Source organism: Pseudomonas sp. LH21 (assembly GCF_036549575.1).
Taxonomy (GTDB): Bacteria; Pseudomonadota; Gammaproteobacteria; order Pseudomonadales; family Pseudomonadaceae; genus Aquipseudomonas; species Aquipseudomonas peradeniyensis.
The window spans coordinates 1,577,767-1,603,819 of the sequence record NZ_CP144367.1; the positions used below are offsets into that span (position 1 = coordinate 1,577,767).

Sequence of the window (26,053 nt, forward strand, 5' to 3'; positions counted from 1 at the left end):
AAGAGCCTGGTCTGCCCGTGTCTGTCGCGCATCTCGCTTCAGTTGTCGCCAGACTCGCGCCGCAACGCCAGCGGCGTGCAGCCGAACGCCCGCATCACCGCCGCGCTGAAGGCGCTCTGCGAGCCATACCCCACCCGCGCCGCGACCTCACCCACCGGCAACAGTGTCTCACGCAACAGTCGCCGCGCCATCGACAACCGCCGCTGACGGATATAGTCCATCGGCGTCATGCCGCACTCGCTGGCAAACCGCGCGTGCAGTCGTGCGCTGGAGAGCCCGGCCAGGCGCGCCAGGTCGGCGACTTGCAACGGATAGGCGGCGTGCTGCTCGATATGCCGGTCGAAGGCGGCATAGGGCAAGCGCCTGCTGGTGAGTACCGGGGCACCGGCCTGCAGGTTGAGGCTGGCCAGCAACAGCACCGCGCCCTGGCGGGCAATCAATGGGTCGTCCACCGGGCTTGCCGCCAGCCAGTCGACCAACTGCTGCTGGCGGCTGTTCAGGCCCAGGGGGCCGGGGCGGTCGAGCAGGCGGCGGCTGTTGTCGGCGTGCTCGCCCAGGTGGTCGCCGAGCCAGTGCCCGCCCGGCACGTCCAGCACCAGGCAGTGGCTGCCCTCGGGGCTGCCGCAGGTGTGGTGGGCCCCGGCAGGCACCACCATCAGGTCCTGGCGACCGACCCGGCCGCCGCGGCCATCCACCTCGAAGTCCAGGCGCCCGCCCAGGCCGAACACCAGTTGCGGGTGGTCGTGGCTGTGGGCGATCAGGTCGTGGCGATAATGGCGCAGCGAAAGCAGGGGGGCGGCGGTCATGGTGAGTCCTCACGAAGCAGGTGAAGAGTGTACACCTCCGGGCGGGCGCAGGATGGTCATGTGCGTGCCACCAATCTGTCACCTGTGCCTGCCAGTCTCCAGCAAACAGCGCCGGAGCCTGCCCATGACCCACGCCGAACCTCTCCGCCCGTCACGCAAGCAGCGGGTCCGTACCCTGTGGATTTCCGATGTGCACCTGGGCACCCGGGATTGCCAGGCCGAACACCTTGCGCACTTCCTCAAGGGCTACCAGGCCGAGCGCATCTACCTGGTCGGCGATATCATCGACGGCTGGAAACTGCGCGGCGGCATCTACTGGCCCCAGGCCCACACCAACGTCATCCGTCGCCTGCTGACCCTGAGCAAGCGCGGTACCGAGGTGATCTACGTCACCGGCAACCACGACGAATTCCTGCGCCGCTACTCGAAACTGATCCTGGGCAACATCCAGCTTGTGGATGAAGCCGAGCACCTTACCGTCGACGGTCGGCGGCTGTTGGTGATCCACGGCGACCAGTTCGACGTGATCACCCGCTACCACCGGTGGCTGGCGTTTCTCGGCGACCGGGCCTACGAGTTCACCCTGGTGCTCAACCGCTGGCTCAACCACTGGCGCGCCCGTTATGGCTATGGCTACTGGTCGTTGTCGGCGTACCTCAAGCACAAGGTCAAGGGCGCGGTGAACTTCATCAGCGATTTCGAGGACGCCATTGCCCACGAGTGCACCCGGCGTGGCTTCCAGGGCGTGGTGTGCGGACATATCCACCATGCCGAGATTCGCCGGGTGGGTGAGGTGGAGTACCTCAACTGCGGCGACTGGGTGGAGTCGTGCACGGCGCTGATCGAGCATTGGGACGGGCGGATCGAACTGTACCGGTTCGCCGAGGCGCAGGCGCGCGAAGCCGCTTCGCGCCTGGCGGAACTGGGCGAACCGGCCTAGGTCGGTTTCAGCCCTGTAGGAGCGGCCTTGTGCCGCGAAAGGGGCGCGCAGCGGCCCCAGGATCTCGGGTATGTCTCAAGATCGTCGGGGCTGCTACGCAGCCCATTCGCGGCACAAGGCCGCTCCTACAGATGGCGGGTAGCTGGAATCAGGCCGAGGCCTTCAAGGCCGCCTTGTAGATCGACTGCCTGGGCTGTGCGAACAGTCGCTCCATCATCGGTTCGAAGAACGACAGCGGCAGGCTCGGGTACTCGGGGTCGAACGCCGCCGCGTCGTAGCGCGCGCAGAACTCGATGGTTCGTTGGTACTGCGGGTGATCGCTGAATTGCTCGCGCAGGTGGCGATCCATGCCCAGGTGGTGGAAGAAGTAGTAGCCCTGGAAGATCCCGTGCTTCTCGATCATCCACAGGTTCTCGGCGCTGACGAAGGGCTTGAGGATCGCCGCGGCGATATCCGGGTGGTTGTAGCTGCCGAGGGTGTCGCCGATGTCGTGCAGCAGGGCGCAGACCACGTATTCCTCGTCGCGGCCGTCACGGTAGGCGCGGGTGGCGGTCTGCAGCGAGTGGCTCAGGCGATCGATGGGAAAGCCGCCGAAGTCGCCATCGAGCAGGCGCAGGTGGGCGAGGATGCGCTGGGGCAACTGCCGGGCATAGGCGCGAAAGTCGTCGGCGATGATCGCCCAGTCCTGGGCGGTGCCGTCGCGCATGTGGCTGAAGTTCGCTTGCTTGTTCATCGCCGCGGGCCACTCGTGTCGGGGACATGCCTGGCAGTGTTGGCCAGGACGCGGGCTTTGGCAGTGGCCGGCCGGGACGCGAACCTGGCCTTGCGGGCCGATTCAGAGGCTGAGCCGGCCCAGCAGGATGTCGCGGAACATGGCGAAGTCGCCGACCAGGCTGTACCAGGGATGGGTGAAGGTGGCCGGCCGGTTCTTCTCGAAGAAGAAATGCCCGATCCAGGCGAAGCCGTAGCCGGCCAGCGGCACGGCCAGCAGCAACAGCCACTGGCCACTGCCGATGCTGTAGGCGAGCAGGGCGATCACCAGGCTGGTGCCGACGAAGTGCAGGCGGCGGCAGGTGGCGTTGCTGTGCTCGCCCAGGTAGTAGGGATAGAACTCGGCAAAACTGCGGAACTGCGCTGTGCGGGTCATGGCGGGTTTCCGGATCTGCGGGGCGTGCTTACAGGATACACGGCGTGGAGCCTGAATCGAGTCTAGAGTCACTGAGGGCAGTGGCCAGTGACAATAGGCGCCAATTGAGTATCCTTTCGGTTCACCGCAGGAGCGGTCAGCACAAGAGCCTGTCATGAGTGAGAGAACCACGTCAGCCAGCTGGGCATCAGGGATCGTCAAGGCACTCGAGCTGGAAGGGCTCGATTGTCCGGCCATGTTCAAGCAGCTCGGGCTCGACTTTTCCGCCCTCGACGACCCCGATGCGCGATTCACCCAGGATTCGATGACCCGGCTGTGGCAGTTGGCGGTCGAGTTGTCGGGCAACGAGGCTATCGGCCTGAACATGGCCCGGGTGGTGCGTCCGGCCTCGTTCCATGTGGTGGGCTATGCGCTGATGTCCAGCCGCACCCTGGCCGAGGGTTTCGAACGCCTGGTGCGCTACCAGCGGATCATCGCCGAGAGTTCGGACCTGAGCTTTCGCCGCGAGCCCGACGGCTACGCCCTGGTGCTGACCGTGCATGGCGACCACCTGCCGCCGACCCGGCACAGCGCCGAGGCGTCCCTGGCCTGCGCCCTGGCCCTGTGCACCTGGCTCAGCGGGCGGCCGATCCAGCCGCGGCGGGTGCTGATCCAGGGCGGCCAGCCGAAGAATGTCGAGCCGTACAAGGTGGCCTTCCATGCACCGCTGGTGTTTGGCGCGCCCCATGACGCGCTGGTGCTCGAGCGTGCCGACATGGAGGCGCCGCTGCCGACCGCCAACGAGGCGATGGCGGTGCTGCATGATCGCTTTGCCGGGGAATACCTGGCGCGCTTCTCGGAAAGCCGCGTGACCCACCGGGTGCGCCAGGTGCTGTGCCGCATCCTGCCCCAAGGCGAGCCCAAGCGCGAGACCGTGGCCCAGGCCCTGCACCTGTCGCAGCGCACCTTGCAACGGCGTCTGCAGGACGAAGGCACCAGCTTCCAGACCCTGCTCGACGACACCCGCCGCGAACTGGCCGAGCAGTACCTGGCGCAGCCCGGCACCACCTTGCTGGAGACCGCCTACCTGCTGGGTTTCGCCGATCCGAGCAACTTCTACCGGGCGTTCCGCCGCTGGTTCGACACCACCCCGAGCGAGTACCGCACGCGGCTGTCGGTCAGTGACGCCAGAACGCCGGCATGCACAACACCAGCACCGTGATGATCTCCAGGCGGCCCAGCAGCATGCCGCCGGAGAGGATCCACTTGGCCGCGTCCGGCAGGCTGGCGTAGTTGCCGGCCGGGCCGATCACCTCGCCCAGCCCGGGGCCTACGCCCGACACCGTGCCGGCGGCGCCGGTCAGCGCGGTCATCCAGTCCACGCCCAGCAGCGACAGCAGCAGGGCGATGATGCAGATAGTGATGGCGAAGAAGAACGAGAAGGTCAGGATCGAGCGCACGATCTCTTCGTCGAGGCGATGGCCGTTGTACTTCTGCTTGATCACTGCCCGTGGGTGGATCAGCTGGTTGAGGTTGGCCTTGAGCAGGATGTAGGCGACCTGGAAGCGGAAGATCTTGATGCCGCCGGCGGTGGAGCCCGAGCAGCCGCCGACGAAGCCCAGGTAGAAGAACAGCATCAGCGAGAAGTTGCCCCACATGCTGTAGTCGCCCAGGGCGAAACCGGTGGTGGTGACCACCGAGGTGACGTTCAGCGCCACGTGGCGCAGGGCGTCGAGCCAATGCAGGTCGGTGGTGGCCCAGTACCAGGTGCCGAGCACCAGCCAGGTGGCCAGCAGCATGGCCAGCAGGCCCTGCACCTGCTGGTCCTTGATCAATGCCTTGCGGTGGCCGCGCAAGGTGGCCACGTAAAGGGTGAACGGCAGGCTGCCGAGAATCATCACCACCACCGCGACCCAGTGCACCGCGGGGATGTCCCACTTGGCCAGGGACTGGTCGGAAGTGGAGAACCCGCCGGTGGAGATCGCCGACATGGCGTGGTTGATCGCGTCGAACGGGCTCATGCCCGCCCACCAGAACGCCAGGCTGCCAAGCACGGTGATGCCGACATACACCGCGACGATCGACTTGGCGACCATGTGCGAGCGCGGCATGACCTTCTCCGAGCGGTCCGAGGACTCGGTCTGGAACAGGCGCATGCCGCCGATGCGCAGCAGCGGCAGGATTGCCACCGCCATGCCGATGAAGCCGATGCCGCCCAGCCAGTGCAGCATCGAGCGCCACATCAGGATGCCCGGCGACATGTTGTCCAGGCCGCTGAGCACGGTGGCGCCGGTGGCGGTGATGCCGGACATGCTTTCGAAGAAGGCGTCGGTGTAGCTGATGTGCTGCGTCAGCAGGAACGGCAGGGCGGCGAACACGCAGACCACCAGCCAGCTGCTGACGGTCAGCAGGTACATGTCGCGGGGGCGCAGGTGCACGTGCTCGGGGCGGCCGGGGATGACCAGGCCGAGCCCGGCGAGGAACGTGATCAGGCTCGACCAGAGGAACGAGGGCATGTCGCCGGTGCGCTCGAAGACCACCAGGGTCGCCATGGGCACCACCATGCTCACTGCCAGGGTGATCAGGAAGATGCCGATGATGAAACCAATGATCCTTAAGGTCGGCAACGCCATGTGATCTGCTCTGACTCGCTACGGAAAGGGCGCCATTCTACCTGTGGGGGAGGTGATGTAAACGTACGATTGAGCGTGTCGTGGAAGCGCTGCTGGTCCTGCGACAGGGCAATCCCGCTCCCACGAGGGCGGCGCTATGGTGCAGAATGGCCGCACTTTCAATCTGCCAGGAGGGTAGCCCATGGAGGCTCTCGACGCATTGCTCAACCGTGTTTCCGTGCCACGCCTGACTGAACCGGCGCCCAATGCCGCCCAGCGCGAGGCACTGTTCCAGGCCGCGTTGCGCGCGCCGGACCATGGCCAGCTGCGCCCCTGGCGCTTCCTGACCATCGAGGGGCAGGGCCGCGAGAAGCTCGGCGAGCTGTTCGCCGAGGCGGTGCAGGCCAAGGGCGATGCCACTCCGGCCGCGCTGGACAAGGCCAGGGCGATGCCGCTGCGGGCGCCGCTGCTGATCGTGGTGATCGCTCGGCTGCAGGATCATTTCAAGGTGCCGAAGATCGAGCAGCGCCTGGCCGCTGGCTGCGCCGCCCACGGCATCCTCATCGCCGCCCATGCCCAGGGCATCGGCGCGGTGTGGCGTACCGGTGACATGGCCTTCGATGCCCATGTGCACGAGGGCCTGGGCCTGGAGGCGAATGAAGAGGTGATTGGCTACCTGTATGTCGGCACGCCGATGGGCGAGCCGCGCACGGCGCCGGTCCTGGAGACGGCCCAGTACGTCAGCGCCTGGGGTAACTGAAGCATCAGGTCATCGCGGGGCAAGCCCGCTCCCACGCAAGCTCGCCCCACGGGAATGCGTGGGAGCGGGCTTGCCCCGCGATGGGTTCATCACCACTGTCAGCTATTCATGCGCCAAGGGCAGCTCCAGCGTCGCCACGAACCCACCCTGCGGATGATTCCCCAGCACCAGGCTACCGCCATGCCGCTCCGCCGCCTTGCGCGCAATCGCCAGCCCCAGGCCATGCCCCGGCGCCTCCTGCCCCGGCGCCCGGAAGAACGGCTCGCCCAGCTGCGCCAGGTGTTCGGCCGCCACCCCCGGTCCATGATCGCGCACGCTCAGCACGATGCGATCCTGTTCGCGGCGGGCATGCACCTCGATCGGCTGCCCGGCCGGATTGAAGCGCAGGGCATTGCGCAACAAATTGTCCACTGCCCGTTCGATCAAGGTTGGCCAGCCGTGCAAGGTCAGGCCTGCCTGCGCCTCCAGTCGCACGTCCTGTTCCGGCGCTGACAGCTGGGCGTCCTTGCGCACGCCGCCCAGCAAGGCATTGAGGTCCACGGGTTCGGCATGGGCCTGGTCGGCATCGACCCGGGCCAGTACCAGGATCTCGCTGATCAGGTCTTCCAGGCGATCGCACTCGCGGGTCAGGCGCGGCCAGAGGGCCTGGCGCTGCTCCGGCTCGGCGCGCTCGGCCAGGGCCAGGGCGATGCGCAGCCGCGCCAGCGGCGAGCGCAGTTCGTGGGACACATCGCGCAGCAGCTGGCGCTGGCTGCCGATCAGGCTCTGCAGGCGCGCGCCCATCTTGTTGAAGTCGTTGGCCAGCACGCCGAACTCGTCGCGGCGCACCGCCAGCCGTGCCAGGCTGTTCTGCTGGTAGCTGGTCTGCCCCAGGTCGTGCACCGCGCCGCGCAGGCGGCTGAGCGGGCGGGTGATCGACAGGGTCACCAGCAGGCTGAACAGAGTCAGTACCACCAGGGCGATCCCCAGGGCGCTGAGCGGCCAGATCAGGCTCTCGCGGTGCCAGGCGGCCAGTTCGGGGTGGGGAATGCGGTAGATCAGCAGGTAGGTCTCGCCGCTGGTGGGGCTGGTGTATTCCTCGGTCAGGCGGCGCCAGGGCAGGCGGCGCTCGTCGTTGTGCTGGCGCGCCTCGAAGGCTGCGGCGCGGCGCGGGAAGGTGCCGGGCACCACGGCATCGCCGCTGTCGTCGAGCACCTGCACGTCGATCTTGTAGCGCTGCTTGCGTCGCTCCAGGAAGCGCTGCGACGATTCCAGGCCGTCCTGTTCATAGTGCTGGGCCCAGTGACTGGCCAGGTTGTTCAGGCCCGGATGGCGGCTGAGGATCCAGGTGTCCTGGTTGAGCATGTGCCCGAGCAGGATCGACAGCCCGGCGACCAGGGCGATGGCCAGCCAGAAGCTGGCCAGGATGCGCCAGAACAGTGAACGCAAGAAGAGCACCTCCGAGAAAGGGCGAAAGCCCGGCCCGCGGGGGCGCGGGCCGGGCATCGGGCTGACAGCTTACTGGGCCTTGCCGGCTTTTTCAGCCTTCCAGGCCTGGAACTCCTTCCATTCGGCCTTGCGCGCGGCGCGTTCCTTCTGCAGTTCGTCGAACTTCTTCTGCTGCTCGGGCTTGAGCAGGGCGCGGATCTGGCCGTCGGTCTTGTCGTGGCTGGCCTTGAGTTCGTCCTTCATGGCTTTCTGCTCGGCGACCGGCAGCTTGGCCATGTAGCGTTCGGTGATGTCGCGGCGCTGTTGCATCTGCTCGCCCATCAGCTTGCCGATCTGCTGGCGCTGGTCGCGGCTCAGGTCCAGCTGGGCGAAAGGCGCGTCACCGCGATGATGCGGGCCGTCGTGGCGCGGACCGCCGTCAGGCATGGCCATGGCCACGGTCGGCAGGGCGGCGGCGAACATCAGGGCGATCAGGGTCTTGCGCATGGTGTCTCTCCTTTCAGGGGCCGGTGGTTACCGGATGAGCCCAGTCTAGGGAGATCAAGGTCAAGGGCGGTCAGGCCAGGGTAAAGGGAGGGTAAAGATGCCGGTAGCCGTCGTGCGAACCCTGTAGGAGCAACTGTCTTGCTAAGATCTTTCAACTGGCGTGATCTCTGTAGGAGCGGCCTTGTGCCGCGAAAGGGCTGCGCAGCAGCCCCGGGATTTCAGCGTTTTTGCAAAGATCGCCGGGGCCGCTTTGCGGCCCTTTCGCGGCACAAGGCCGCTCCTACAGGGGGTAGTCGCTGTCAGAGGCTGTAGTAGTAGCCGCGGCTGCGCAGGGCGACGATGCGCGGCCGTCCGTCCGGGTGCGGGCCGATCTTCTTGCGCAGGTTGCTGACGTGCATGTCCAGGCTGCGGTCATAGAGCGTGAGCTTGCGACCCAGGCCGATCTGCGCCAGTTCCTGCTTGTCCAGCGGCTCGCCGGGCTGGCGCAGCAGCGCCTCGAGGATGCGGCTCTCGGACAGCGTGAGGGTCATCTCGCGCTCGTCGATGCTGACCACGCCGCGCACCGGGCTGAAGGTCAGGTCGCCGATCTCGACCTGGCTGCTGGGCGCGCTGGGGTGGCTGCGACGCAAGACGGCGCGCAGGCGGGCGGTGAGCTCGCGGGGGTCGCAGGGCTTGGCCAGGTAGTCGTCGGCGCCCAGCTCCAGGCCAAGGATGCGGTCCAGCGGCTCGCCACGGGCCGAGAGCATCAGCACCGGCAGGTCGGTGTGCTCGCTGCGCAACTGTTTGAGCAGTTCCAGGCCGCTGCCGTCGGGCAGCATGACATCCAGCACCACCGCCGCCGGGGCGTGGGTGGCCAAGGCCTGGCGCGCACTCTGGCCATCGTGGCAGGCGCGCACCGCAAACCCTTCCTGGGTCAGCCAGCTGCCGAGCAGCTCGCACAGTTCCTGGTCATCATCAATCAGTAACAGCTCGCTCATGTCTCACTCAATTCAACCATTGCCGGCGTCTTCTGTGTCCGCCGCTGGCTAAGATACCGCAGACTGCCGACAACAGTGCAACGACCGAGCCGATCAGGAACCACTGCTGCTGGTCGGTGAGCAGGCGCTGGGGTGCGCTGCTGGCGGCCTGCAGCTCCTTGACCGCCAGCTTCAGGCGCTGGTTGTCCTGGCGCAGGCGCGAGAGCTGGGCGCTTTCGCGCTCACTGTCCTGGTTCTGCAGTTGCAGGGTCAGCGCGTCGCGCTGTTTCTCACTCTCTTCCAGGCGCTGCTGCAGCTCGGTGATCCGCGCCCCGGCTTCCAGCGACAGCGGCTGCTCGGCTGCGGCGAAAGGGGACAGCAGTAACAGGCAAAGCAGCAGGGACATCGGACCTTGACGCATTGGAACTCCTGATTCGTATCGATTCAGGAGGTTGTCGGCCGGTTGTCGGATTAGATGAGGCGGGTATCGAGTTGGCCTCATTCGCGGGTAAACCCGCTCCCACAGAGGCGTGCGGCGCCTGTGGGAGCGGGTTTACCCGCGAAAAAGGCGATGCGGTTTCGGATCAGGGCAGGACTTGCTTGAACGGCTTGACCACGACCTTTTCGTAGACGCCCGCGGCGATGTACGGGTCGGCGTCGGCCCAGGCCTGGGCGGCGGCCAGCGAATCGAACTCGGCGACGATCAGGCTGCCGCTGAAACCGGCAGCGCCCGGGTCGTTGCTGTCGATGGCCGGATGCGGGCCGGCGAGCACCACACGGCCTTCTGCCTTGAGCTGCTGCAGGCGCTCGATATGGGCGGGGCGGGCGGCCAGGCGTTTTTCCAGGGAGTTTTCGACGTCGCTGGCGATGATGGCGTAGAGCATGTCAGTCCTTGGGTTTGGAGGTGGAAGGGTCGGCATCGTGCAGGTGGCGCGACAGGTAGACACCCTGGGCCACCAGGAACAGCACGGTCATGCCCAGGCTGCCGAAGACCTTGAAGTCGACCCAGATGTCCTGGAAGGTGAAGGCGACGAACAGGTTGGCGGCGCCGCACACCAGGAAGAAGCCGATCCACGCCAGGTTCAGGCGGGTCCAGACTGTTTCAGGGAGTGTCAGGGCGTGGCCCATGATGCGTTTGATCAGCACCCGGTCACCGATGAAGTGGCTGCCGGCGAAGGCCAGGGCGAACAGCCAGTTGACCACCGGCGCCTTCCACTTGAGGAAGGTCTCGCTGTGGAAGGCCAGGGTCAGGCCGCCGAACACCAGGCAGGCGACCAGGGTCAGCAACTGGCCCTTTTCCAGCTTGCCGTGGCGCAGGAACAGCGCGCCGTAGACCACCACGGAGCTGGCGATCAGCATGGCGGTGGCGCTGTAGATCCCGCCGAACTCGAAGCTTTGGCCGGCGAATTCGACCGGGCGCGGGTCCAGTTTGTAGACGATGAAGAACAGCAGCAGCGGGATGAAATCGATGAATTGTTTCACAGTGGCAGCCAGAAGCGGGATGTGACGGCATAATAACAAACATCGATTCCTGCGAAAGCGCTCCTCCATGAATGTTGATCTGCACTGTCACAGCACGGCCTCCGACGGCGCCCTGTCGCCCACGGCACTGGTCGCCCGGGCCCATGAGCACGGGGTGCGGACGCTGTCGCTCACCGACCACGACACCCTCGAAGGCCTGCCCGAGGCCCGCCAGGCCTGCCTGGACAACGGCATGCAGTGGGTCAGCGGGGTAGAGTTGTCGTGCACCTGGGGCGGCGCCACCATCCATGTGCTGGGTTACGATTTTTCGCTCGATGCCCCGCCCTTGCTCGAGGCCATCGACAACCTGCACCGAGGCCGCTGGCTGCGCGCCGAGGAAATCGACCGCAAGCTGGCGGCCAAGGGCATGCCGGGCGCGCTCGACGGCGCGCGGGCCGTGCAGCAGGAATTGGGTGACAGCGGCAACGCCCCGGCGCGCCCGCACTTCGCCGAATTCCTGGTGCGCGCAGGCTTCGTCAAGGACCGTGGCGAGGCCTTTCGCAAGTGGCTGGGCGCCGGCAAGTTGGGAGACGTCAAGCTGCACTGGCCGACGCTGGAGGAAACCGTCGCCACGTTGCGTGAGTCCAATGCCTGGGTGAGCCTGGCTCATCCCATGCACTACGAACTGACCCGCAGCAAGCGCAGACGGCTGATTGCCGACTATATTCAGGCAGGGGGGCAGGCACTGGAAGTGGTCAATGGGATGATGCCGCCCGAGCAGGTGGGGACAATGTCGATCCTCACTCGTGAGTTCGGCTTGCTGGCAAGCGCCGGCAGTGACTTCCACGGCCCTGGCACCTGGGGCGAGATCGGTGCTTACCGGCCATTGCCTGAGGACCTGCCACCTCTGTGGCGTCGATTCCGACATGAACAGTCTATGGCGGTATGAACAGGACGACTACGTGAGCCAATTTTTCCAGATCCATGCGGAAAACCCGCAGGCGCGCCTGATCAAGCAGGCGGTCGAGATCATCCGCAAGGGCGGGGTGGTGGTCTACCCGACCGACTCGGCCTATGCGATGGGCTGCCAGATCGGCGACAAGGGCGCCATCGAACGCGTGCGTCGGCTGCGCCAGCTGGACAAGAACCACAACTTCACCCTGCTGTGCTGCGACTTGTCCGAGATGGGTACCTTCGCCAAGATCGACACGGCGACGTTCCGCCTGCTCAAGGCGCACATACCGGGGCCCTACACCTTCATCCTCAACGCCACCCGTGAAGTGCCGCGCCTGCTGTTGCACGACAAGCGCCGCACCATCGGCCTGCGCGTGCCGTCCAACCCCATTGTCCTGGCCCTGCTCGAAGAGCTTGGCGAGCCGCTGATGAGCGTCAGCCTCATCCTGCCGGGCGACGATGAGCCGATGACCGATCCCTACGAGATCCGCCAGCGTCTGGAGCACCACGTCGACCTGATCATCGACGGCGGCTTTGGTGATTTGAAGGCTTCGACTGTCATCGACCTGTCCGGTGACGAGCCGGAGCTGATTCGCGAAGGGTGCGGGGATCCGACGCCGTTCCTGGTCAACGCATGAGCCAGATGGAAGCGCCCGAGGCGCCGGCCGAGGAGGCCGATGCCCCCCAGCAGTTGCAGCTGGCCCTGGTCTACGGGGAGGTGCTGACCGAACTGCCGGTAGACCTGTACATCCCGCCGGACGCGCTGGAAGTGATCCTCGAGGCCTTTGAAGGCCCGCTGGACCTGCTGCTGTACCTGATCCGCAAGCAGAACATCGATATCCTCGACATCCCGGTGGCCGAGATCACCCGCCAGTACATGGGCTATGTCGAGTTGATGAAGAGCGTGCGCCTGGAGCTGGCCGCCGAATACCTGGTGATGGCCGCCATGCTCGCCGAGATCAAGTCGCGCATGCTGCTGCCGCGCTCCAGCGAGATCGAGGAAGAGGAGGGCGACCCGCGCGCCGAACTGATCCGCCGCCTGCAGGAGTACGAGCGCTTCAAGGCCGCCGCCGAGGGCATCGACGAGCTGCCGCGGGTTGGTCGCGACGTCGTCGTGCCTCGCCTCGAGGCCCCTCAGGCCAAGGTGCGCAAGCTGCTACCGGAGGTCGCTCTCGAGGAGATCCTGCTGTCCATGGCCGAGGTCATGCGCCGCAATGACCTGTTCGAGAGCCACCAGATCACCCGTGAGGTGCTGTCGACCCGCGAGCGCATGAGCGACGTGCTCGAACGCCTCAAGGGCGGGGTCTTCGTGCCGTTCGTCGAGCTGTTAACCGCCGAGGAGGGCAAGCTCGGCGTGGTGGTCACCTTCATGGCGATTCTCGAACTGGTGAAGGAATCGCTGATCGAACTCGTGCAAAATGAGCCTTTCGCCCCGATCCACGTCCGTGCCCGGGCAGAGTGACCTGACGACTACCGATGAACCTGAACGAACCCCGCGAACTGGCGTCGCTGATCGAGGCCTTCCTGCTCGCCTCGGGCAAGCCGCAATCCCTCGAGCGCCTCTACGAGCTGTTCGAGGAGGCCGAGCGCCCGGCCCCCGCCGTTTTCAAGAAGGCCCTGGACATACTGGGCAAGTCCTGCAACGGTCGCGCCTTCGAGCTCAAGGAAGTGGCCAGCGGCTACCGCCTGCAGATCCGCGAAGACTATGCACCCTGGGTCGGCCGCCTGTGGGAGGAGCGCCCGCAGCGTTACTCCCGCGCGCTGCTGGAAACCATGGCGCTGATCGCCTACCGTCAGCCCATCACCCGTGGCGAGATCGAGGATGTGCGCGGCGTGGCGGTCAACAGCAACATCATCAAGACCCTGATGGAGCGCGAGTGGATTCGCATCGTCGGCTACCGCGAGGTGCCTGGCCGGCCGGCGATGTTCGCCACCACCAAGGCGTTCCTCGATCACTTCAACCTCAAGAGCCTCGACGAGCTGCCGGCATTGGCCGAGTTGCGCGAGATGGAGCCTGAGCCGCTGCTCGATCCGGACGAGGCGCCGGTGCCCGCTCACCTGCAGGCCCTGGCCGATGCCAGCCTGGGCGAGGAGGGTGAAGAGGTGGAGCCCAAGGAGGAGACCAGTTTCCGTTCGCTGCTGGTTGAGCTGGATGCGATGGAAGAGGGGCTCAAGACCGATTTCGATGATTTGCGCGATGAGGCGTCCATCGAGCCCGAGGATGAACCAAAGGCCTGACTGCCGGCTTTGTGGGAGCGGGCCTGCCCCGCGATCAGGCCGGCACCGTCAATACCTACCTTTGGGCAGAATCTGCAGGGCGATCACCAAAAACCTTCTACCCTCCAGTGCGTTCCCCCGCCGAACCGCGTATGATGCGCGCCCGCTTTCACTACTACACCGGGAGGTGCCCAGATGAGTGACAAAGACCTGCAAGACCAACAACCCACCCCGCCGTCCGGCGAAAAGCTGCAGAAAGTACTGGCGCGCATCGGCGTCGGCTCGCGCCGTGACGTCGAGGCCTGGATCGGCCAGGGCCGTATCAAGGTCAACGGCGTCGAGGCCACCCTGGGCCTGCGCGTCGACCTGCACGACGCCATCACCGTCGACGGCAAGCTGATCAAGCGTGTCGAGGCCGCCGAGGCGACCCGCCGTGTGATCATGTACAACAAGCCCGACGGCGAGATCTGCACCCGTGACGACCCGGAAGGCCGCCCGACCGTGTTCGACCGTCTGCCGCGCCCGAAAGAGGGCCGCTGGATCAACATCGGTCGCCTGGACATCAACACCACTGGCCTGCTGCTGTTCACTACCGATGGTGAGCTGGCCAACCGCCTGATGCACCCGTCCTATGAAATGGACCGCGAGTACGCCGTGCGTGTGCGCGGCGAGGTCGATGACGACATGGTCGACCGCCTCAAGGCCGGTGTGGTGCTCGAGGACGGCCCGGCCAAGTTCACCGACATCCAGAAGGCACCGGGCGGCGAAGGCTTCAACCACTGGTACCACTGCGTGGTGATGGAAGGCCGCAACCGTGAGGTGCGCCGCCTGTGGGAATCCCAGGGCGTGGTGGTCAGCCGCCTGAAGCGTGTGCGTTTCGGCCCGGTGTTCCTCAACTCCGACCTGCCGATGGGCCGCTGGCGCGAAATGAGCCAGGGCGAGATCGACATCCTCGCCGCTGAAGTCGGCCTGCAGCCGGTGGCGCTGCCGGAGATGAAGCTCAAGGCCAAGGACAAGCTCGAGCGTCTGCAGCGCAAGTCGACCCGTCCGCTGGGCCGTGGCGAGCGTGTGCGCACCCTGCGCCCGGCCGCCGAAGGGCAGGCCGAGCGCCCGGCGCGCGCGTCGCGTGAAGAGTCTGCACCGCGCAAAAGTGGTCGTGGCAGCACGGTGGCCGAGCGCCCGAGCGAGATGCGCAAGCGTCCTGCCCGTCCTGAAGGCGACAAGCCAGCAGGTCGTGGCCGCGGCAAGCCGCGTGGCTGATTCGCCCCGGTAGCGAAAGAGCCAGCCTTCGGGCTAGTGCCAGTCAGTTAGCGCTTCATCGCACTTATTGGGGCTGCTTTGCAGCCCTTCGCGGGTAAACCCGCTCCCACAGGATCGCGCAAACGCTGAATCGAGCGCCGTACCTGTGGGAGCGGTTTTACCCGCGAAGGGTCGCGCAGCGACCCCAATTGGCTTAACTGACTGGCATTAGCCTTCGGGGTGGCTTTTTTGTGCCTGTGAAAAGGAAGACCCTCGATACGCAGCCCTGTGTAGGAGCGGGCTTGCCCCGCGATGGGCCGCAAAGCGGCCCCAAGTGCCTGAACAGACAGAAATTTTCCCGACCAGTGGCAAATTTTCAAACCACCTTGTAAAGAAAATTATACGATTCTTGGCCTTTTCCCCGGCTTGCCTGTACTTTCCCGCTCTTCGTCACAAAATCTTTCCAAGACTTGCGCGCCAGAGCCTCCCCATCACCCTTCACCCCCTTCCCAAACCCCCGCCCAAACGCTGAGATAGCGCCATTGCCGTGTGCAGAGCCAGGCAGGATCGCCAGGCACTTAAAACAACAAAATGGAGGCGCCATGCACGCCGATCACTCCGCCTTTTCAGGCCTTCACCCCAGGACCGCTGCGTTTTTTCCACAGGAAACGATGCAACGCGTTGACGCCTGCGCGTTTGCAGGGGTATACAATGCGCCGCGTTTTACCTGTGACCCCCTTGCGTACCGCGCACGCTTGCTGACACCCGGTTGATCCGCCCCTGGCCACCAAGGCCACGAGCGACTGCCCGTCATAAGTATCCAAGGTAACCACCTTGCCCATTCCGCTGCGCCACGAGTGCGGTGGGTCCGATTCCGTCACAGATAAAAACAAGCAGGTGACTTCGTTCATGAGTGGACATAACTCACAGTCTGGCGAACTCAAGCGTGGCTTGAAGAACCGCCATATCCAACTGATCGCCCTGGGTGGCGCGATCGGCACCGGATTGTTCCTTGGCTCGGCCGGCGTGATGAAGTCCGCCGGTCCGTCGATGATCCTCGGCTATGCGATCTGCGGCTTCATCGCCTTCATGATCATGCGCCAGCTCGGCGAGATGATCGTCGAAGAGCCGGTGGCCGGCTCCTTCAGCCATTTCGCGCACAAGTACTGGGGCGGTTTCGCCGGCTTCCTGTCGGGCTGGAACTGCTGGGTGCTGTACATCCTGGTGGGTATGTCGGAGCTGTCGGCGGTGGGCAAGTACGTCCATTACTGGTGGCCGGAGATCCCGACCTGGGTCACCGCGGCGGCGTTCTTCCTGCTGATCAACGCCATCAACCTGATGAACGTGAAGTTCTTCGGCGAGGCCGAGTTCTGGTTCGCGATCATCAAGGTCGCCGCCATCGTCGGCATGATCGGCCTGGGTGCCTACCTGCTGACCAGCGGCAGTGGCGGCCCGGAAGCGTCGGTGACCAACCTGTGGGCCCATGGCGGCTTCTTCCCGCATGGCGTCAGCGGCCTGGTCATGGCCTTGGCCTTCATCATGTTCTCCTTCGGTGGCCTGGAAATGCTCGGCTTCACCGCGGCCGAGGCCGACAAACCGAAGACCGTGATCCCCAAGGCGATCAACCAGGTCATCTACCGCATCCTGATCTTCTACGTGGGCGCCCTGGTGGTGCTGCTGTCGCTGACCCCGTGGGACAGCCTGGTGGCCAGCATCGACGCTTCCGGCGGCAGCTACGGCAGCAGCCCGTTCGTCCAGGTCTTCTCGCTGCTGGGTAGCGACGTGGCCGCGCACCTGCTGAACTTCGTGGTCCTGACCGCGGCGCTGTCGGTGTACAACAGCGGTACCTACTGCAACGCCCGCATGCTCCTGGGCATGGCCGAGCAGGGCGATGCCCCGGCGGCGCTGGCCAAGGTCGACCGTCGCGGCGTGCCGGTACGCTCGATCCTGGCATCGGCGGCCGTGACCCTGATCGCGGTGCTGCTCAACTACCTGATGCCGCAGAACGCCCTGGAACTGCTGATGTCGCTGGTGGTGGCGACCCTGGTGATCAACTGGGCGATGATCAGCTACTCGCACCTGAAGTTCCGCCAGCACCTCGACCGCACCGGTCAGAAGCCGCTGTTCAAGGCGCTGTGGTACCCGTACGGCAACTACCTGGTGCTGGCCTTCGTGGTGCTGATCCTCGGCATCATGCTGCAGATCCCGGGCATCCAGGTGTCGGTGTACGCCATGCCGGTATGGTTGGTGGTGATGTATGTGTTCTACGTGCTCAAGAGCAAGCGTGGGGCGCAGGTCAACGGCGCTGCCGGTAGCGTGGTCAAGTAAGCGCCGAGGCGCTTCGAGAAAACCCGATGCCGGGTGACTGGCATCGGGTTTTTTGTTGTCTGTGCCAGCCTCAGATCTGTTCCAGCAGCCAGCTGCGAAACGCCCGCAACGAAGGCAGTGCCTCATTCCTGGGTGGATAGATCAGGTAATAGCTACGCTGGCTGGCAAACGGCTCGCCGGGGCTGAACAGCTCGCCGCTGGCCAGTTCCTCCTCCACCAGAATCCTGGGCACCAGGCCGATCCCTATCCCCGCCCGTACCGCCTGGATCAGGTGCGACGTCAGCTCGAAACTCGGCCCCAGGCGCATCGCCCGGTGGGGCAGGGCGTGGTGGGAGAACCACTCCCCCCAGGCATGGGGGTTGTTGGCGACGTTGAGCAGCACCTCTTCGCTGATCCGCGCCGGGCACCAGTGCTGGCCGTCGCGAGCGCTGTCCGGCGGCAGGATCACCACCAGCTCCTCGGCGTGCAGGCGATGGCAGACCAGCCCGGGCAGGTCGTGGGTGGCCACGCCGATGGCGGCGTCGATCTCGCTGGTGTCGAAGTTGATCGCTTCGATACGGGAATGAATGTGCACCAGCATGCCGGGGTGGGCGCTGTAGAACGCATGCAGGCGCGGCAGCAACCATTTCGAGCCGAAGGTCGGCAGGGTCGCCAGGCGCAATGTGCCGACCCCGGACTGATAGGCCAGGGCCTGCAGGGTGGCGCTGCGGATGCGTCCGAGGGCCTCGCTGAGCTCGCGCTGGTACAGGCGGCCGACATCGGTCAGTTGCACCTGGCGCCCCTCGCGGCGAAACAGGGTGAGCCCCAGCTGTTGCTCCAGCGCCTGCACCTGGCGGCTCACCGCGCTCTGGGTCAGCGACAGCTCGGCGGCGGCGCGGGTGTAGCTTTCATGCCGCGCGGCGGCCTCGAAGGCCAGCAGCAGCGACATGGACGGGGTGAGGTGGCGGTAATTCATTCATAAAGCTCATCGATAGCGGCAGGAATATCCGTTTGCCCCTGGCGCGAAACTACAGGAACATGGGCGCATTCGTCATGCGGTATAGAACATTCATACCGTAGTCGCAGGAAACACGGCATTTCGTGGGAGCGGGCTTGCCCCGCGATGGCGTCATCGCGGGGCAAGCCCGCTCCCACGAAATGTTGTAATGCCTGGAACCCGTGAATTAGCCAATATCGAATAGAGGCCATCCTTCGATGATCGCCCAGCTTCCGCCCCGTGCGCCCGCCGCCCATTACCCTGAATTCCTCGAAGGCCTGAAGAACAGCGGCTTCCGTGGCCAGATCAGTGCCGACTACGGCACCCGCACCGTGCTGGCCACCGACAACTCCATCTACCAGCGCCTGCCCCAGGCGGCGGTGTTCCCATTGGATGCCGACGATGTGGCGCGGGTCGCCACGCTGATGGCCGAGCCACGCTTTCGCGACATCAAGCTGACCCCGCGTGGTGGCGGCACCGGTACCAACGGCCAGTCGCTGACCGATGGCATCGTCGTCGACCTGTCGCGGCACATGAACAGCATTCTCGAGATCAATGTCGAGCAGCGCTGGGTGCGGGTTCAGGCGGGCGTGGTCAAGGACCAGCTCAATGCCGCGCTCAAGCCACATGGGCTGTTCTTCGCACCGGAGCTGTCCACCTCCAACCGCGCCACCGTCGGCGGCATGATCAACACCGACGCCAGCGGCCAGGGTAGCTGCACTTACGGCAAGACCCGCGACCACGTGCTCGAGCTGCACAGCGTGCTGCTCGGTGGCGAGCGCTTGCACAGCCTGCCGATCGATGACGCGGCGCTGGAGCAGGCCTGCGCCGAGCCCGGCCGGGTTGGCGAGGTGTATCGCATGGCCCGCGAGATCCAGGAAACCCAGGCAGGGCTGATCGAAAGCATCTTCCCCAAGCTCAACCGCTGCCTGACCGGCTACGACCTGGCGCACCTGCGCGACGAGCAGGGCCGTTTCAACCTCAACAGCGTGCTATGCGGCGCCGAAGGCTCGCTGGGCTATGTGGTCGAGGCCAAGCTCAATGTGCTGCCGATCCCGAAGTACGCGGTGCTGGTCAACGTGCGCTACAGCAGCTTCATGGACGCCCTGCGCGACGCCAATGCGCTGATGGCGCACAAGCCGCTGTCGATCGAGACCGTCGACTCCAAGGTGCTGATGCTGGCGATGAAGGACATCGTCTGGCACAGCGTCGCCGAGTACTTCCCGGCCGACGCCGAGCGCCCGACGCTGGGCATCAACCTGGTGGAGTTCTGCGGCGACGAGCCGGCCGAGGTCAATGCTCGGGTCGAGGCGTTCGTCGCGCACCTGCAGCGCGACACCAGCGTCGAACGCCTTGGGCACACCCTGGCGGAAGGTGCCGAGGCGGTCACCAGGGTCTACACCATGCGCAAACGCTCGGTGGGGCTGCTGGGCAACGTCGAGGGCGAGGTGCGGCCACAGCCGTTCGTCGAGGACACCGCCGTGCCGCCGGAGCAGTTGGCTGACTACATCGCCGACTTCCGCGCGCTGCTCGACGGTTATGGTCTTGCCTACGGCATGTTCGGCCATGTCGATGCCGGCGTGCTGCACGTGCGGCCGGCGCTGGACATGAAGGATCCGGCCCAGGCCGCGCTGGTCAAGCCGATCTCCGATGCCGTGGCGGCGCTGACCCAGCGCTATGGCGGCCTGCTCTGGGGTGAGCACGGCAAAGGCCTGCGCTCCGAGTACGTGCCAGAATACTTCGGCGAACTGTACCCGGCGCTGCAGCGTCTCAAGGGCGCATTCGACCCGCACAACCAGCTCAACCCGGGTAAGATCTGCACCCCGCCGGACAGCGCCGAAGGCCTGACCCCGGTGGATGGCGTGACCTTGCGCGGTGACCTTGACCGCCGTATCGACGAGCGCGTCTGGCAAAGTTTCGGCAGCGCCGTGCACTGCAACGGCAACGGTGCCTGCTACAACTACGACCCCAACGACGCCATGTGCCCGTCGTGGAAGGCCACCCGCGAACGCCAGCATTCGCCCAAGGGGCGTGCCTCGTTGATCCGCGAATGGCTGCGCCTGCAGGGCGAGGCGAACATCGATGTGCTCGCCGCCGCCCAGCGCAAGGCGTCCTGGCTCAAGGGACTGCCGGCGCGCCTGCGCAACAGCCGTGCGCGCCAGCAGGGACAGGAAGACTTCTCCCACGAGGTATACGACGCCATGGCCGGCTGCCTGGCGTGCAAGTCCTGCGCAGGGCAGTGCCCGATCAAGGTCAATGTGCCGGACTTCCGCTCGCGCTTCCTCGAGCTGTACCACGGTCGCTACCAGCGTCCGTTGCGCGACTACCTGATCGGTTCGCTGGAGTTCACCATCCCTTACCTGGCCCATGCGCCGGGCCTGTACAACGCAGTGATGGGCTCGAAGTGGGTGAGCAGGCTGCTGGCGGACAAGGTCGGCATGGTCGACAGTCCGCTGATCAGCCGTTTCAACTTCCAGGCCACCCTGACCCGTTGCCGGGTTCAGGTGGCGAGCGTGCCGGCCCTGCGCGAGCTGACCCCGGCCCAGCGTGAGCGCAGCATCGTGCTGGTCCAGGATGCCTTCACCCGCTATTTTGAGACGCCACTGCTGGCCTCGTTCATCGAACTGGCCCATCGCCTCGGGCACAAGGTGTTCCTCGCGCCCTACAGCGCCAACGGCAAGCCGTTGCATGTGCAGGGTTTCCTCGGTGCCTTCGCCAGGGCGGCGATCCGCAACGCCACCCAGCTCAAGGCCCTGGCCGACTGCGGCGTGCCGCTGGTGGGGCTGGATCCGGCAATGACCCTGGTCTACCGCCAGGAGTACCAGAAGGTCGATGGCGTGGAGTGCCCGTCGGTTCTGTTGCCCCAGGAGTGGCTGATGAACGTGCTGCCCGAGCAGGCGCCGGCCAAGGCCGACAGCTTCCGCCTGATGGCCCACTGCACCGAGAAGACCAATGTGCCGGCCAGTACCAAACAGTGGGAGCAGGTGTTCGCCCGCTTGGGGCTGAAGCTGGTCACCGAGGCCACCGGCTGCTGCGGCATGTCCGGTACCTATGGGCATGAAGCGCGGAACCAGGAAGCCTCGAGGACCATCTTCGAGCAGTCCTGGGCGACCAAGCTGGACAAGCAGGGTGAGGCATTGGCGACCGGCTATTCCTGCCGCAGCCAGGTCAAGCGCATGACCGAGAAGCAGTTGCGCCATCCGTTGGAGGTGGTGCTGCAGTATGCGCAGCGCTAGTCAATTGATGGGGCCGCTTTGCGGCCCTTTCGCGGCACAAGGCCGCTCCTACAGGAGGTTTTGTTCCTCTGTAGGAGCGGCCTTGTGCCGCGAAAGGGGTGCAAAGCACCCCCCCCCGGCTTTTAGCGTTCCCGTTGCAGTCGAGCTTGTCGGTACAGATAGCAGCTCAACACTAACCCACACCCCGCCGCCGCCGCCGCGAACAGAAACATCGAGGCAAATCCGAACCCCGCCGCCACCGCGCCCACCAGCGGCCCGGTGATCCCCAGCGACAGGTCGATGAACAGCGAATAGGCCCCTACCGCCGCGCCGCGGTTGGCTGCCGACACCTGGTTCACGGCTTCCACCCCGAGTGCCGGAAACACCAGCGAGAATCCGAACCCGCTCAAGGCCGCGCCGGCCAGGGCCATCTCGGCGCTGGGCGACAGCCACAGCATCAGCAACCCCAGTGTCTCCACCGACAGGCAGGCAATCGCCACGCGAAAACCGCCGATGCGGTTGATCAGGTTACCGAACAGCAGGCGCGCGCAGATGAAGCTGGCGCCGAACAGGCTCAGGGTCAGCGCGGCATTGGGCCAGTCGCGGCTGGCGTAGTACAGCGTGATGAAGGTGGCGATGGTGCCGAAGCCGATCGAGCCCAGGGCCAGCCCCGAGCCATGGGGGAAGACCTTGCCCAGTACCCGCAGGAACGGCAGGCGCGCGCCGGCGACCACCGGCGCGGCGCGCTTGGGCCAGGCCAGCACCAGGCCGATGACGCCCAGCAGGATGATGCTCGCGCCCATGCTCCACAGCCCGAGCTGCTTGACCATTAGGACGCCGAGCGGCGCGCCGATGGCCAATGCGCCATAGCTGGCAATGCCGTTCCAGGAGATCACCTTGGCGGTATTTTCCGAGCCGACCCGGCCGATGCCCCAGCCGATCGAACCCGAGCCCACCAGGCTCTCGGCGCTGCCCAGCACCAGGCGGCCGATGAACAGGCAGGCCAGGCTCAGCCAGGGCAGGTGGGTAAGAAAGCTGCAGGCCAGCATGAACACGCCGCTCAGGCCGCAGCCGAACAGGCCGTACATGACCGCTTTCTTGCTGCCGAGGTTGTCGATGATGCGGCTGGCGGTGGGGCGGCTGAGCAGGGTGGCCAGGTACTGCACGCTGATCACCAGGCCCGCGACCACGGCGCTGAAGCCCAGGTCGTTGTGCACGTAGCCGGGCAGCACGGCCAGGGGGATGCCGATGTTCAGGTAGCCGATGAAGGTAAACAGGACGATGGAAACGACTTGCAGGGTGACCGCAAGGGGGCGCGGTGAGTCGGGCATGAGGGTCTTCGGTAGAGGTTCTGGACGGTGTGAAAACGCGATGACGGGGATATCCCGCAGGTCAGCCGTTTTCACACAGTCGGGTGGGGTGCGCGATTATTCCGGGTCGGCGCTGGATTGATCGTCACCGTCCTGGTCGACGGCGGGCGTCGGTTCGGCGTGGGCGGCAACGGATTGCTCTTCGGGGTTCAGGCTTGGGAAGGGAAGATTCGGGATTTCATGCATCTCGTCGTTCCTCGCAAGTGTGAGTGAAAAGGCGGCGCCAGGGCGCATGTGTGGCTTCGAAAAGCTGGGGCAGGATACAGCAGTCTGGATGACAGTTTGAGATTTTTGCCGGGCGCTGGTCGGTTTTAGCGGGCGATCAGCGCACCGCCGACTGTGTTCGGGCGCCGGAAACTCTGTGGGAGCAACAGCCTTGTACTGCCAGCGTTCGATTCATCGCAGGCTGCGTCGCCCACAGTTACAGCGCTTGATGTCAAAGCAGCGCGTATCCTGTGGGAGCGGGTTTACCCGCGAACACCGGCGAAGCCGGTGCCATCCACCGCGTCGCTTGCTTCGCGGCTAAAGCCGCTCCCACAGGTACTGCGATATCAGCGACAGACGTCGGCGATGGCCGCCGCCAGTTGCTCCAGGCGTCGTGCATCCGCCCCGGCGATGTTCGCCCGGCCAGTACCGACCATGTACACACTGTGCCGCTCACGCAGCAGGCGCACTTGCTCGGGGTTCAGGCCGGTGTAGGAGAACATCCCGCGTTGCACGGCGATGTGCGCGAAGCGCTCGGCCAGGCCATGGGGCGCCAGCGCCTGCACCAGGCCCTGGCGAAGCTCGGCGATGCGCTGGCGCATGGCGTTCACTTCCTCGACCCACAGCGCCTTGAGCGCCGGATCACCGAGGATCTCGGCGACCACCGCGGCGCCATGGTCCGGTGGCGTCGACCACAGGTTGCGCGCAATGAACGCCAGCTGGCTGCGCACATCCAGCAGTTTCTCGGCATCGTGGCTGCACACCAGCAGGGCGCCGGTGCGATCGCGGTACAGGCCGAAGTTCTTCGAGCAGGAGCTGGTGACCAGCAGTTCCGGCAGTTCAGCGGCAAACAGGCGCACCGCCCAGGCGTCTTCCTCCAGCCCGTCACCGAAGCCCTGGTAGGCGAAGTCGATCAGTGGCAGCAGGTTGCGGCGCTTGACGATGTCGAGCACCACGCGCCAGTCGTCCTGGCCCAGGTCGAAACCGGTGGGGTTGTGGCAGCAGGCGTGCAGCAGTACCACGTCGCCTTCCGGCGCCTGTTCCAGCGCGGCGAGCATGCCGTCGACGTTCAGGCGGTTGTCCTTGCCCACGTAGGGGTAGTGGGACACCTTGAGCCCGGCACCGGCGAAGATCGTCTCGTGGATCGGCCAGGTCGGGTCGCTCAGCCAGACCCCGCGGCCGGGCAGGCAGTGGGCGATGAGCTCCGCTGCCAGGCGCAGGGCGCCGGTGCCACCCGGGGTCTGGGTGGCGCCGGCGCGCTGACTGGCCAGCAGCGGCGAGTCGCTGCCCAGCACCAGCTCGCTGACCAGGTGGCCGAACGCCGCGTCGCCATGGCCACCGATGTAGCTTTTGGTGGCCTGGCGCTCGACCAGGCGCTGCTCGGCCTGCTTGACCGCCGCGGGAATCGGCGTCAGGCCCTGGGCGTCCTTGAACACGCCGACGCCCAGGTCGAACTTGGCCGGGTTGTCGTCGCGGGCGTAGGCCTCCATCAGCCCCAGGATCGGGTCGCCAGGAACCCGACCGATGGCCGCGAAGTGCATCACTTGCGCCCTTCGGCGGTCTTGGCGACCTCGTCGGTGCGCGCGCACATGATGAAGTCGTTGCGGTGCAGGCCCTTGATCGAGTGGCTCCACCAGGTCACGGTGACCTTGCCCCACTCGGTCAGCAGACCCGGGTGGTGACCTTCGGCTTCGGCGATTTCGCCGATGGCGTTGGTGAAGGCCAGGGCGTGCTTGAAGTTCTTGAACAGGAATACGCGCTCGAGCTCCATGTGGCCGTCGCGGACTTCGATGTTCCAGTCCGGGATCTGCAGGATCAGTTCTGCCAGTTCATCGTCGGAGACTTTCGGCGCATCGGCGCGGCAGGCTTCGCAGTGGGCTTGGTTCAAGGCATTCATGGGTGTTTTCCGATTTGAGTTGTTATCGACAGGGGCGCTCAGGCAGCGACCTTGGGTGGAAACTTCGGTGCGTGCAGGCCCAGCTGCATGGCCTGGTTGACCATGGCCATGATGTCTTCGTGGGCCAGGTCGAACAGGCGCTTCATGTTCGGCAGGACGAAGTACAGGGGCTGCAGGATATCGATGCGGTACGGCGTGCGCATGGCCTCGATCGGGTCGAAGGCCTGGTGCTCCGGCTCGCCGGACAGACTGTAGACGGTTTCCTTCGGCGAGGAGAGGATGCCGCCGCCGTAGATCTTGCGACCCTGTGCGGTCTCCATCAGGCCGAACTCGATGGTCATCCAGTACAGGCGCGCCAGGTACACACGCTGTTCCTTGGTCGCCGCCAGGCCCAGCTTGCCGTAGGTGTGTGTGAATTCGGCGAAGAAGGGGTTGGTCAGCAGCGGGCAGTGGCCGAAGATCTCGTGGAAGATGTCGGGCTCCTGCAGGTAGTCCAGCTCTTCCGGGGTGCGGATGAAGGTGGCGACCGGGAAGCGCTTGCTGGCCAGCAGTTCGAAGAAGGTCTGGAAGGGGATCAGCGCCGGCACGCGGGCGACCTGCCAGCCGGTGGTGGCGCCCAGCACCTTGTTGATTTCGCCGAGCTGGGGGATGCGGTCATGGGGCAGCTTGAGCTGCTCGATGCCGTCCAGGTATTCCTGGCATGCCCGGCCTTCGATCACTTTCAGTTGGCGAGTGATCAGGGTGTTCCACACCGCATGCTCTTGCTGCGGGTAGTCGATAAAACCATGCGCATCGGGCTCGCGTGCCACGTATTGCGTCTGTTTCATGTGGCTCTCCTGGTGAGGGCGTTCTTGTTATGTGCAGGACATACCTTAGGAATATCCCTACAAACGCGGCTTTGCACCGGGGTTGAGGCCACTTGTGGCTATCCGCTGGTCCTGAATTCGTAACGATAATTTTACAAAAATGCCCTTGTGCCGGAAAATCACGGGCATCGAGCTGAGTTGAAGGGCGATTCTGTCAGCTTATCTTTACGACTTTTCCGCGTGCCAAGTAAAAACCTTGGCCGCTTCGAGAG

General features: G+C 65.4%; 26 protein-coding genes. 10 read left to right on the top strand and 16 right to left on the bottom strand.

Features of this window, described 5'->3' with window-relative positions; all coding sequences use genetic code 11:
* Positions 1 to 38: 38 nt before the first annotated feature.
* Positions 39 to 806, bottom strand: coding sequence for a helix-turn-helix transcriptional regulator (locus VUG52_RS07395; protein WP_262952505.1), 768 nt, complete (start codon positions 804 to 806; stop codon positions 39 to 41).
* Positions 807 to 930: 124 nt separating this feature from the next.
* Between VUG52_RS07395 and VUG52_RS07400 the strand changes: the two genes are divergently transcribed.
* Positions 931 to 1,746 (top strand): UDP-2,3-diacylglucosamine diphosphatase, encoded by an 816-nt coding sequence (locus VUG52_RS07400; protein ID WP_050706764.1) that lies wholly within the window; start codon positions 931 to 933, stop codon positions 1,744 to 1,746.
* A 148-nt stretch (positions 1,747 to 1,894) separates the two neighbouring features.
* Here the strand turns inward: VUG52_RS07400 and VUG52_RS07405 are convergent, their stop codons facing one another.
* Positions 1,895 to 2,479 carry an HD domain-containing protein gene (locus tag VUG52_RS07405; RefSeq protein WP_050706763.1) on the bottom strand — a complete coding sequence of 195 codons (585 nt, stop codon included), beginning with the start codon at positions 2,477 to 2,479 and terminating at the stop codon, positions 1,895 to 1,897.
* Positions 2,480 to 2,581: 102 nt separating this feature from the next.
* Positions 2,582 to 2,893 (bottom strand): DUF962 domain-containing protein, encoded by a 312-nt coding sequence (locus VUG52_RS07410; RefSeq protein ID WP_050706762.1) that lies wholly within the window; start codon positions 2,891 to 2,893, stop codon positions 2,582 to 2,584.
* Positions 2,894 to 3,047: 154 nt separating this feature from the next.
* Here VUG52_RS07410 and VUG52_RS07415 point away from each other — a divergent pair, with 154 nt between their 5' ends.
* Positions 3,048 to 4,094 carry an AraC family transcriptional regulator gene (locus VUG52_RS07415; RefSeq protein WP_050706761.1) on the top strand — a complete coding sequence of 349 codons (1,047 nt, stop codon included), beginning with the start codon at positions 3,048 to 3,050 and terminating at the stop codon, positions 4,092 to 4,094.
* On the opposite strand, the gene VUG52_RS07420 is transcribed toward VUG52_RS07415, so the two are convergent.
* Complete coding sequence (locus VUG52_RS07420) at positions 4,051 to 5,505, bottom strand: TrkH family potassium uptake protein (protein WP_050706760.1); 1,455 nt, start codon at positions 5,503 to 5,505, stop codon at positions 4,051 to 4,053. The genes VUG52_RS07415 and VUG52_RS07420 overlap by 44 nt on opposite strands.
* A gap of 181 nt (positions 5,506 to 5,686) precedes the next feature.
* Between VUG52_RS07420 and VUG52_RS07425 the strand changes: the two genes are divergently transcribed.
* Entirely contained in the window at positions 5,687 to 6,244 is a 558-nt protein-coding gene (locus tag VUG52_RS07425; protein WP_050706759.1) for an NAD(P)H nitroreductase, read from the top strand.
* 102 nt (positions 6,245 to 6,346) lie between these two features.
* On the opposite strand, the gene VUG52_RS07430 is transcribed toward VUG52_RS07425, so the two are convergent.
* From VUG52_RS07430 to VUG52_RS07455, 6 genes are all read right to left on the bottom strand, one after another.
* Complete coding sequence (locus VUG52_RS07430) at positions 6,347 to 7,729, bottom strand: sensor histidine kinase (RefSeq protein WP_050706758.1); 1,383 nt, start codon at positions 7,727 to 7,729, stop codon at positions 6,347 to 6,349.
* A gap of 12 nt (positions 7,730 to 7,741) precedes the next feature.
* On the bottom strand, positions 7,742 to 8,158 hold the full coding sequence (locus tag VUG52_RS07435) for a Spy/CpxP family protein refolding chaperone (RefSeq protein WP_050706757.1): 417 nt from the start codon (positions 8,156 to 8,158) through the stop codon (positions 7,742 to 7,744).
* A gap of 299 nt (positions 8,159 to 8,457) precedes the next feature.
* Positions 8,458 to 9,135 carry a response regulator transcription factor gene (locus tag VUG52_RS07440; protein ID WP_028691090.1) on the bottom strand — a complete coding sequence of 226 codons (678 nt, stop codon included), beginning with the start codon at positions 9,133 to 9,135 and terminating at the stop codon, positions 8,458 to 8,460.
* A gap of 7 nt (positions 9,136 to 9,142) precedes the next feature.
* The gene (locus VUG52_RS07445) at positions 9,143 to 9,535 is read right to left on the bottom strand and encodes a hypothetical protein (protein WP_050706756.1); all 393 of its coding nucleotides are present in this window, start codon (positions 9,533 to 9,535) and stop codon (positions 9,143 to 9,145) included.
* Positions 9,536 to 9,698: 163 nt separating this feature from the next.
* Complete coding sequence (locus VUG52_RS07450) at positions 9,699 to 9,998, bottom strand: YciI family protein (protein WP_050706755.1); 300 nt, start codon at positions 9,996 to 9,998, stop codon at positions 9,699 to 9,701.
* Position 9,999: 1 nt separating this feature from the next.
* Positions 10,000 to 10,596, bottom strand: a complete 597-nt coding sequence (locus tag VUG52_RS07455) for a septation protein A (RefSeq protein WP_050706754.1) — start codon at positions 10,594 to 10,596, stop codon at positions 10,000 to 10,002.
* Between the two features lie 67 nt (positions 10,597 to 10,663).
* Between VUG52_RS07455 and VUG52_RS07460 the strand changes: the two genes are divergently transcribed.
* From VUG52_RS07460 to VUG52_RS07485, 6 genes are all read left to right on the top strand, one after another.
* On the top strand, positions 10,664 to 11,524 hold the full coding sequence (locus VUG52_RS07460) for a PHP domain-containing protein (RefSeq protein ID WP_050706753.1): 861 nt from the start codon (positions 10,664 to 10,666) through the stop codon (positions 11,522 to 11,524).
* A gap of 13 nt (positions 11,525 to 11,537) precedes the next feature.
* The gene (locus VUG52_RS07465) at positions 11,538 to 12,167 is read left to right on the top strand and encodes an L-threonylcarbamoyladenylate synthase (RefSeq protein ID WP_082337815.1); all 630 of its coding nucleotides are present in this window, start codon (positions 11,538 to 11,540) and stop codon (positions 12,165 to 12,167) included.
* 125 nt (positions 12,168 to 12,292) lie between these two features.
* Positions 12,293 to 12,991, top strand: coding sequence for a segregation and condensation protein A (locus tag VUG52_RS07470; protein ID WP_162232980.1), 699 nt, complete (start codon positions 12,293 to 12,295; stop codon positions 12,989 to 12,991).
* A gap of 14 nt (positions 12,992 to 13,005) precedes the next feature.
* A complete protein-coding gene (gene scpB / locus VUG52_RS07475; RefSeq protein ID WP_050706750.1) occupies positions 13,006 to 13,767 on the top strand; it encodes an SMC-Scp complex subunit ScpB in 762 nt (253 codons plus the stop codon).
* 174 nt (positions 13,768 to 13,941) lie between these two features.
* Positions 13,942 to 15,006 carry a 23S rRNA pseudouridine(2605) synthase RluB gene (gene rluB / locus VUG52_RS07480; protein WP_050706749.1) on the top strand — a complete coding sequence of 355 codons (1,065 nt, stop codon included), beginning with the start codon at positions 13,942 to 13,944 and terminating at the stop codon, positions 15,004 to 15,006.
* Between the two features lie 888 nt (positions 15,007 to 15,894).
* Positions 15,895 to 17,313: an amino acid permease gene (locus VUG52_RS07485; protein ID WP_050706748.1), complete on the top strand. Its 1,419-nt coding sequence runs from the start codon at positions 15,895 to 15,897 to the stop codon at positions 17,311 to 17,313.
* 70 nt (positions 17,314 to 17,383) lie between these two features.
* Here VUG52_RS07485 and VUG52_RS07490 read toward each other — a convergent pair whose 3' ends face one another.
* Entirely contained in the window at positions 17,384 to 18,268 is an 885-nt protein-coding gene (locus VUG52_RS07490) for a LysR substrate-binding domain-containing protein (protein ID WP_050706747.1), read from the bottom strand.
* 239 nt (positions 18,269 to 18,507) lie between these two features.
* Between VUG52_RS07490 and ydiJ the strand changes: the two genes are divergently transcribed.
* Positions 18,508 to 21,525, top strand: coding sequence for a D-2-hydroxyglutarate dehydrogenase YdiJ (gene ydiJ / locus VUG52_RS07495; RefSeq protein WP_050706746.1), 3,018 nt, complete (start codon positions 18,508 to 18,510; stop codon positions 21,523 to 21,525).
* A 122-nt stretch (positions 21,526 to 21,647) separates the two neighbouring features.
* On the opposite strand, the gene VUG52_RS07500 is transcribed toward ydiJ, so the two are convergent.
* The 5 genes from VUG52_RS07500 to phhA form a co-directional block, all read right to left on the bottom strand.
* On the bottom strand, positions 21,648 to 22,835 hold the full coding sequence (locus tag VUG52_RS07500) for an MFS transporter (protein ID WP_050706745.1): 1,188 nt from the start codon (positions 22,833 to 22,835) through the stop codon (positions 21,648 to 21,650).
* Between the two features lie 96 nt (positions 22,836 to 22,931).
* A complete protein-coding gene (locus VUG52_RS07505) occupies positions 22,932 to 23,060 on the bottom strand; it encodes a hypothetical protein (protein WP_256206020.1) in 129 nt (42 codons plus the stop codon).
* Positions 23,061 to 23,425: 365 nt separating this feature from the next.
* Positions 23,426 to 24,622, bottom strand: a complete 1,197-nt coding sequence (locus tag VUG52_RS07510) for an amino acid aminotransferase (RefSeq protein ID WP_162232978.1) — start codon at positions 24,620 to 24,622, stop codon at positions 23,426 to 23,428.
* The gene (locus VUG52_RS07515) at positions 24,619 to 24,975 is read right to left on the bottom strand and encodes a 4a-hydroxytetrahydrobiopterin dehydratase (RefSeq protein ID WP_011534975.1); all 357 of its coding nucleotides are present in this window, start codon (positions 24,973 to 24,975) and stop codon (positions 24,619 to 24,621) included. Before VUG52_RS07515 ends, VUG52_RS07510 begins: the two co-directional genes overlap by 4 nt.
* Positions 24,976 to 25,013: 38 nt before the next feature.
* The gene (gene phhA, locus VUG52_RS07520; protein WP_050706743.1) at positions 25,014 to 25,802 is read right to left on the bottom strand and encodes a phenylalanine 4-monooxygenase; all 789 of its coding nucleotides are present in this window, start codon (positions 25,800 to 25,802) and stop codon (positions 25,014 to 25,016) included.
* Between the last annotated feature and the right edge of the window lie 251 nt (positions 25,803 to 26,053).

Coding starts and splice junctions, on each gene's coding strand:
- VUG52_RS07395 (WP_262952505.1), bottom strand. CDS start 806: ATGACCGCCGCCCCCCTGCTTTCGCTGCGCCATTATCGCCACGACCTG.
- VUG52_RS07400 (WP_050706764.1), top strand. CDS start 931: ATGACCCACGCCGAACCTCTCCGCCCGTCACGCAAGCAGCGGGTCCGT.
- VUG52_RS07405 (WP_050706763.1), bottom strand. CDS start 2,479: ATGAACAAGCAAGCGAACTTCAGCCACATGCGCGACGGCACCGCCCAG.
- VUG52_RS07410 (WP_050706762.1), bottom strand. CDS start 2,893: ATGACCCGCACAGCGCAGTTCCGCAGTTTTGCCGAGTTCTATCCCTAC.
- VUG52_RS07415 (WP_050706761.1), top strand. CDS start 3,048: ATGAGTGAGAGAACCACGTCAGCCAGCTGGGCATCAGGGATCGTCAAG.
- VUG52_RS07420 (WP_050706760.1), bottom strand. CDS start 5,505: ATGGCGTTGCCGACCTTAAGGATCATTGGTTTCATCATCGGCATCTTC.
- VUG52_RS07425 (WP_050706759.1), top strand. CDS start 5,687: ATGGAGGCTCTCGACGCATTGCTCAACCGTGTTTCCGTGCCACGCCTG.
- VUG52_RS07430 (WP_050706758.1), bottom strand. CDS start 7,729: ATGCCCGGCCCGCGCCCCCGCGGGCCGGGCTTTCGCCCTTTCTCGGAG.
- VUG52_RS07435 (WP_050706757.1), bottom strand. CDS start 8,158: ATGCGCAAGACCCTGATCGCCCTGATGTTCGCCGCCGCCCTGCCGACC.
- VUG52_RS07440 (WP_028691090.1), bottom strand. CDS start 9,135: ATGAGCGAGCTGTTACTGATTGATGATGACCAGGAACTGTGCGAGCTG.
- VUG52_RS07445 (WP_050706756.1), bottom strand. CDS start 9,535: ATGCGTCAAGGTCCGATGTCCCTGCTGCTTTGCCTGTTACTGCTGTCC.
- VUG52_RS07450 (WP_050706755.1), bottom strand. CDS start 9,998: ATGCTCTACGCCATCATCGCCAGCGACGTCGAAAACTCCCTGGAAAAA.
- VUG52_RS07460 (WP_050706753.1), top strand. CDS start 10,664: ATGAATGTTGATCTGCACTGTCACAGCACGGCCTCCGACGGCGCCCTG.
- scpB (WP_050706750.1), top strand. CDS start 13,006: ATGAACCTGAACGAACCCCGCGAACTGGCGTCGCTGATCGAGGCCTTC.
- rluB (WP_050706749.1), top strand. CDS start 13,942: ATGAGTGACAAAGACCTGCAAGACCAACAACCCACCCCGCCGTCCGGC.
- VUG52_RS07485 (WP_050706748.1), top strand. CDS start 15,895: ATGAGTGGACATAACTCACAGTCTGGCGAACTCAAGCGTGGCTTGAAG.
- VUG52_RS07490 (WP_050706747.1), bottom strand. CDS start 18,268: ATGAATTACCGCCACCTCACCCCGTCCATGTCGCTGCTGCTGGCCTTC.
- ydiJ (WP_050706746.1), top strand. CDS start 18,508: ATGATCGCCCAGCTTCCGCCCCGTGCGCCCGCCGCCCATTACCCTGAA.
- VUG52_RS07500 (WP_050706745.1), bottom strand. CDS start 22,835: ATGCCCGACTCACCGCGCCCCCTTGCGGTCACCCTGCAAGTCGTTTCC.
- VUG52_RS07505 (WP_256206020.1), bottom strand. CDS start 23,060: ATGCATGAAATCCCGAATCTTCCCTTCCCAAGCCTGAACCCCGAAGAG.
- VUG52_RS07515 (WP_011534975.1), bottom strand. CDS start 24,975: ATGAATGCCTTGAACCAAGCCCACTGCGAAGCCTGCCGCGCCGATGCG.
- phhA (WP_050706743.1), bottom strand. CDS start 25,802: ATGAAACAGACGCAATACGTGGCACGCGAGCCCGATGCGCATGGTTTT.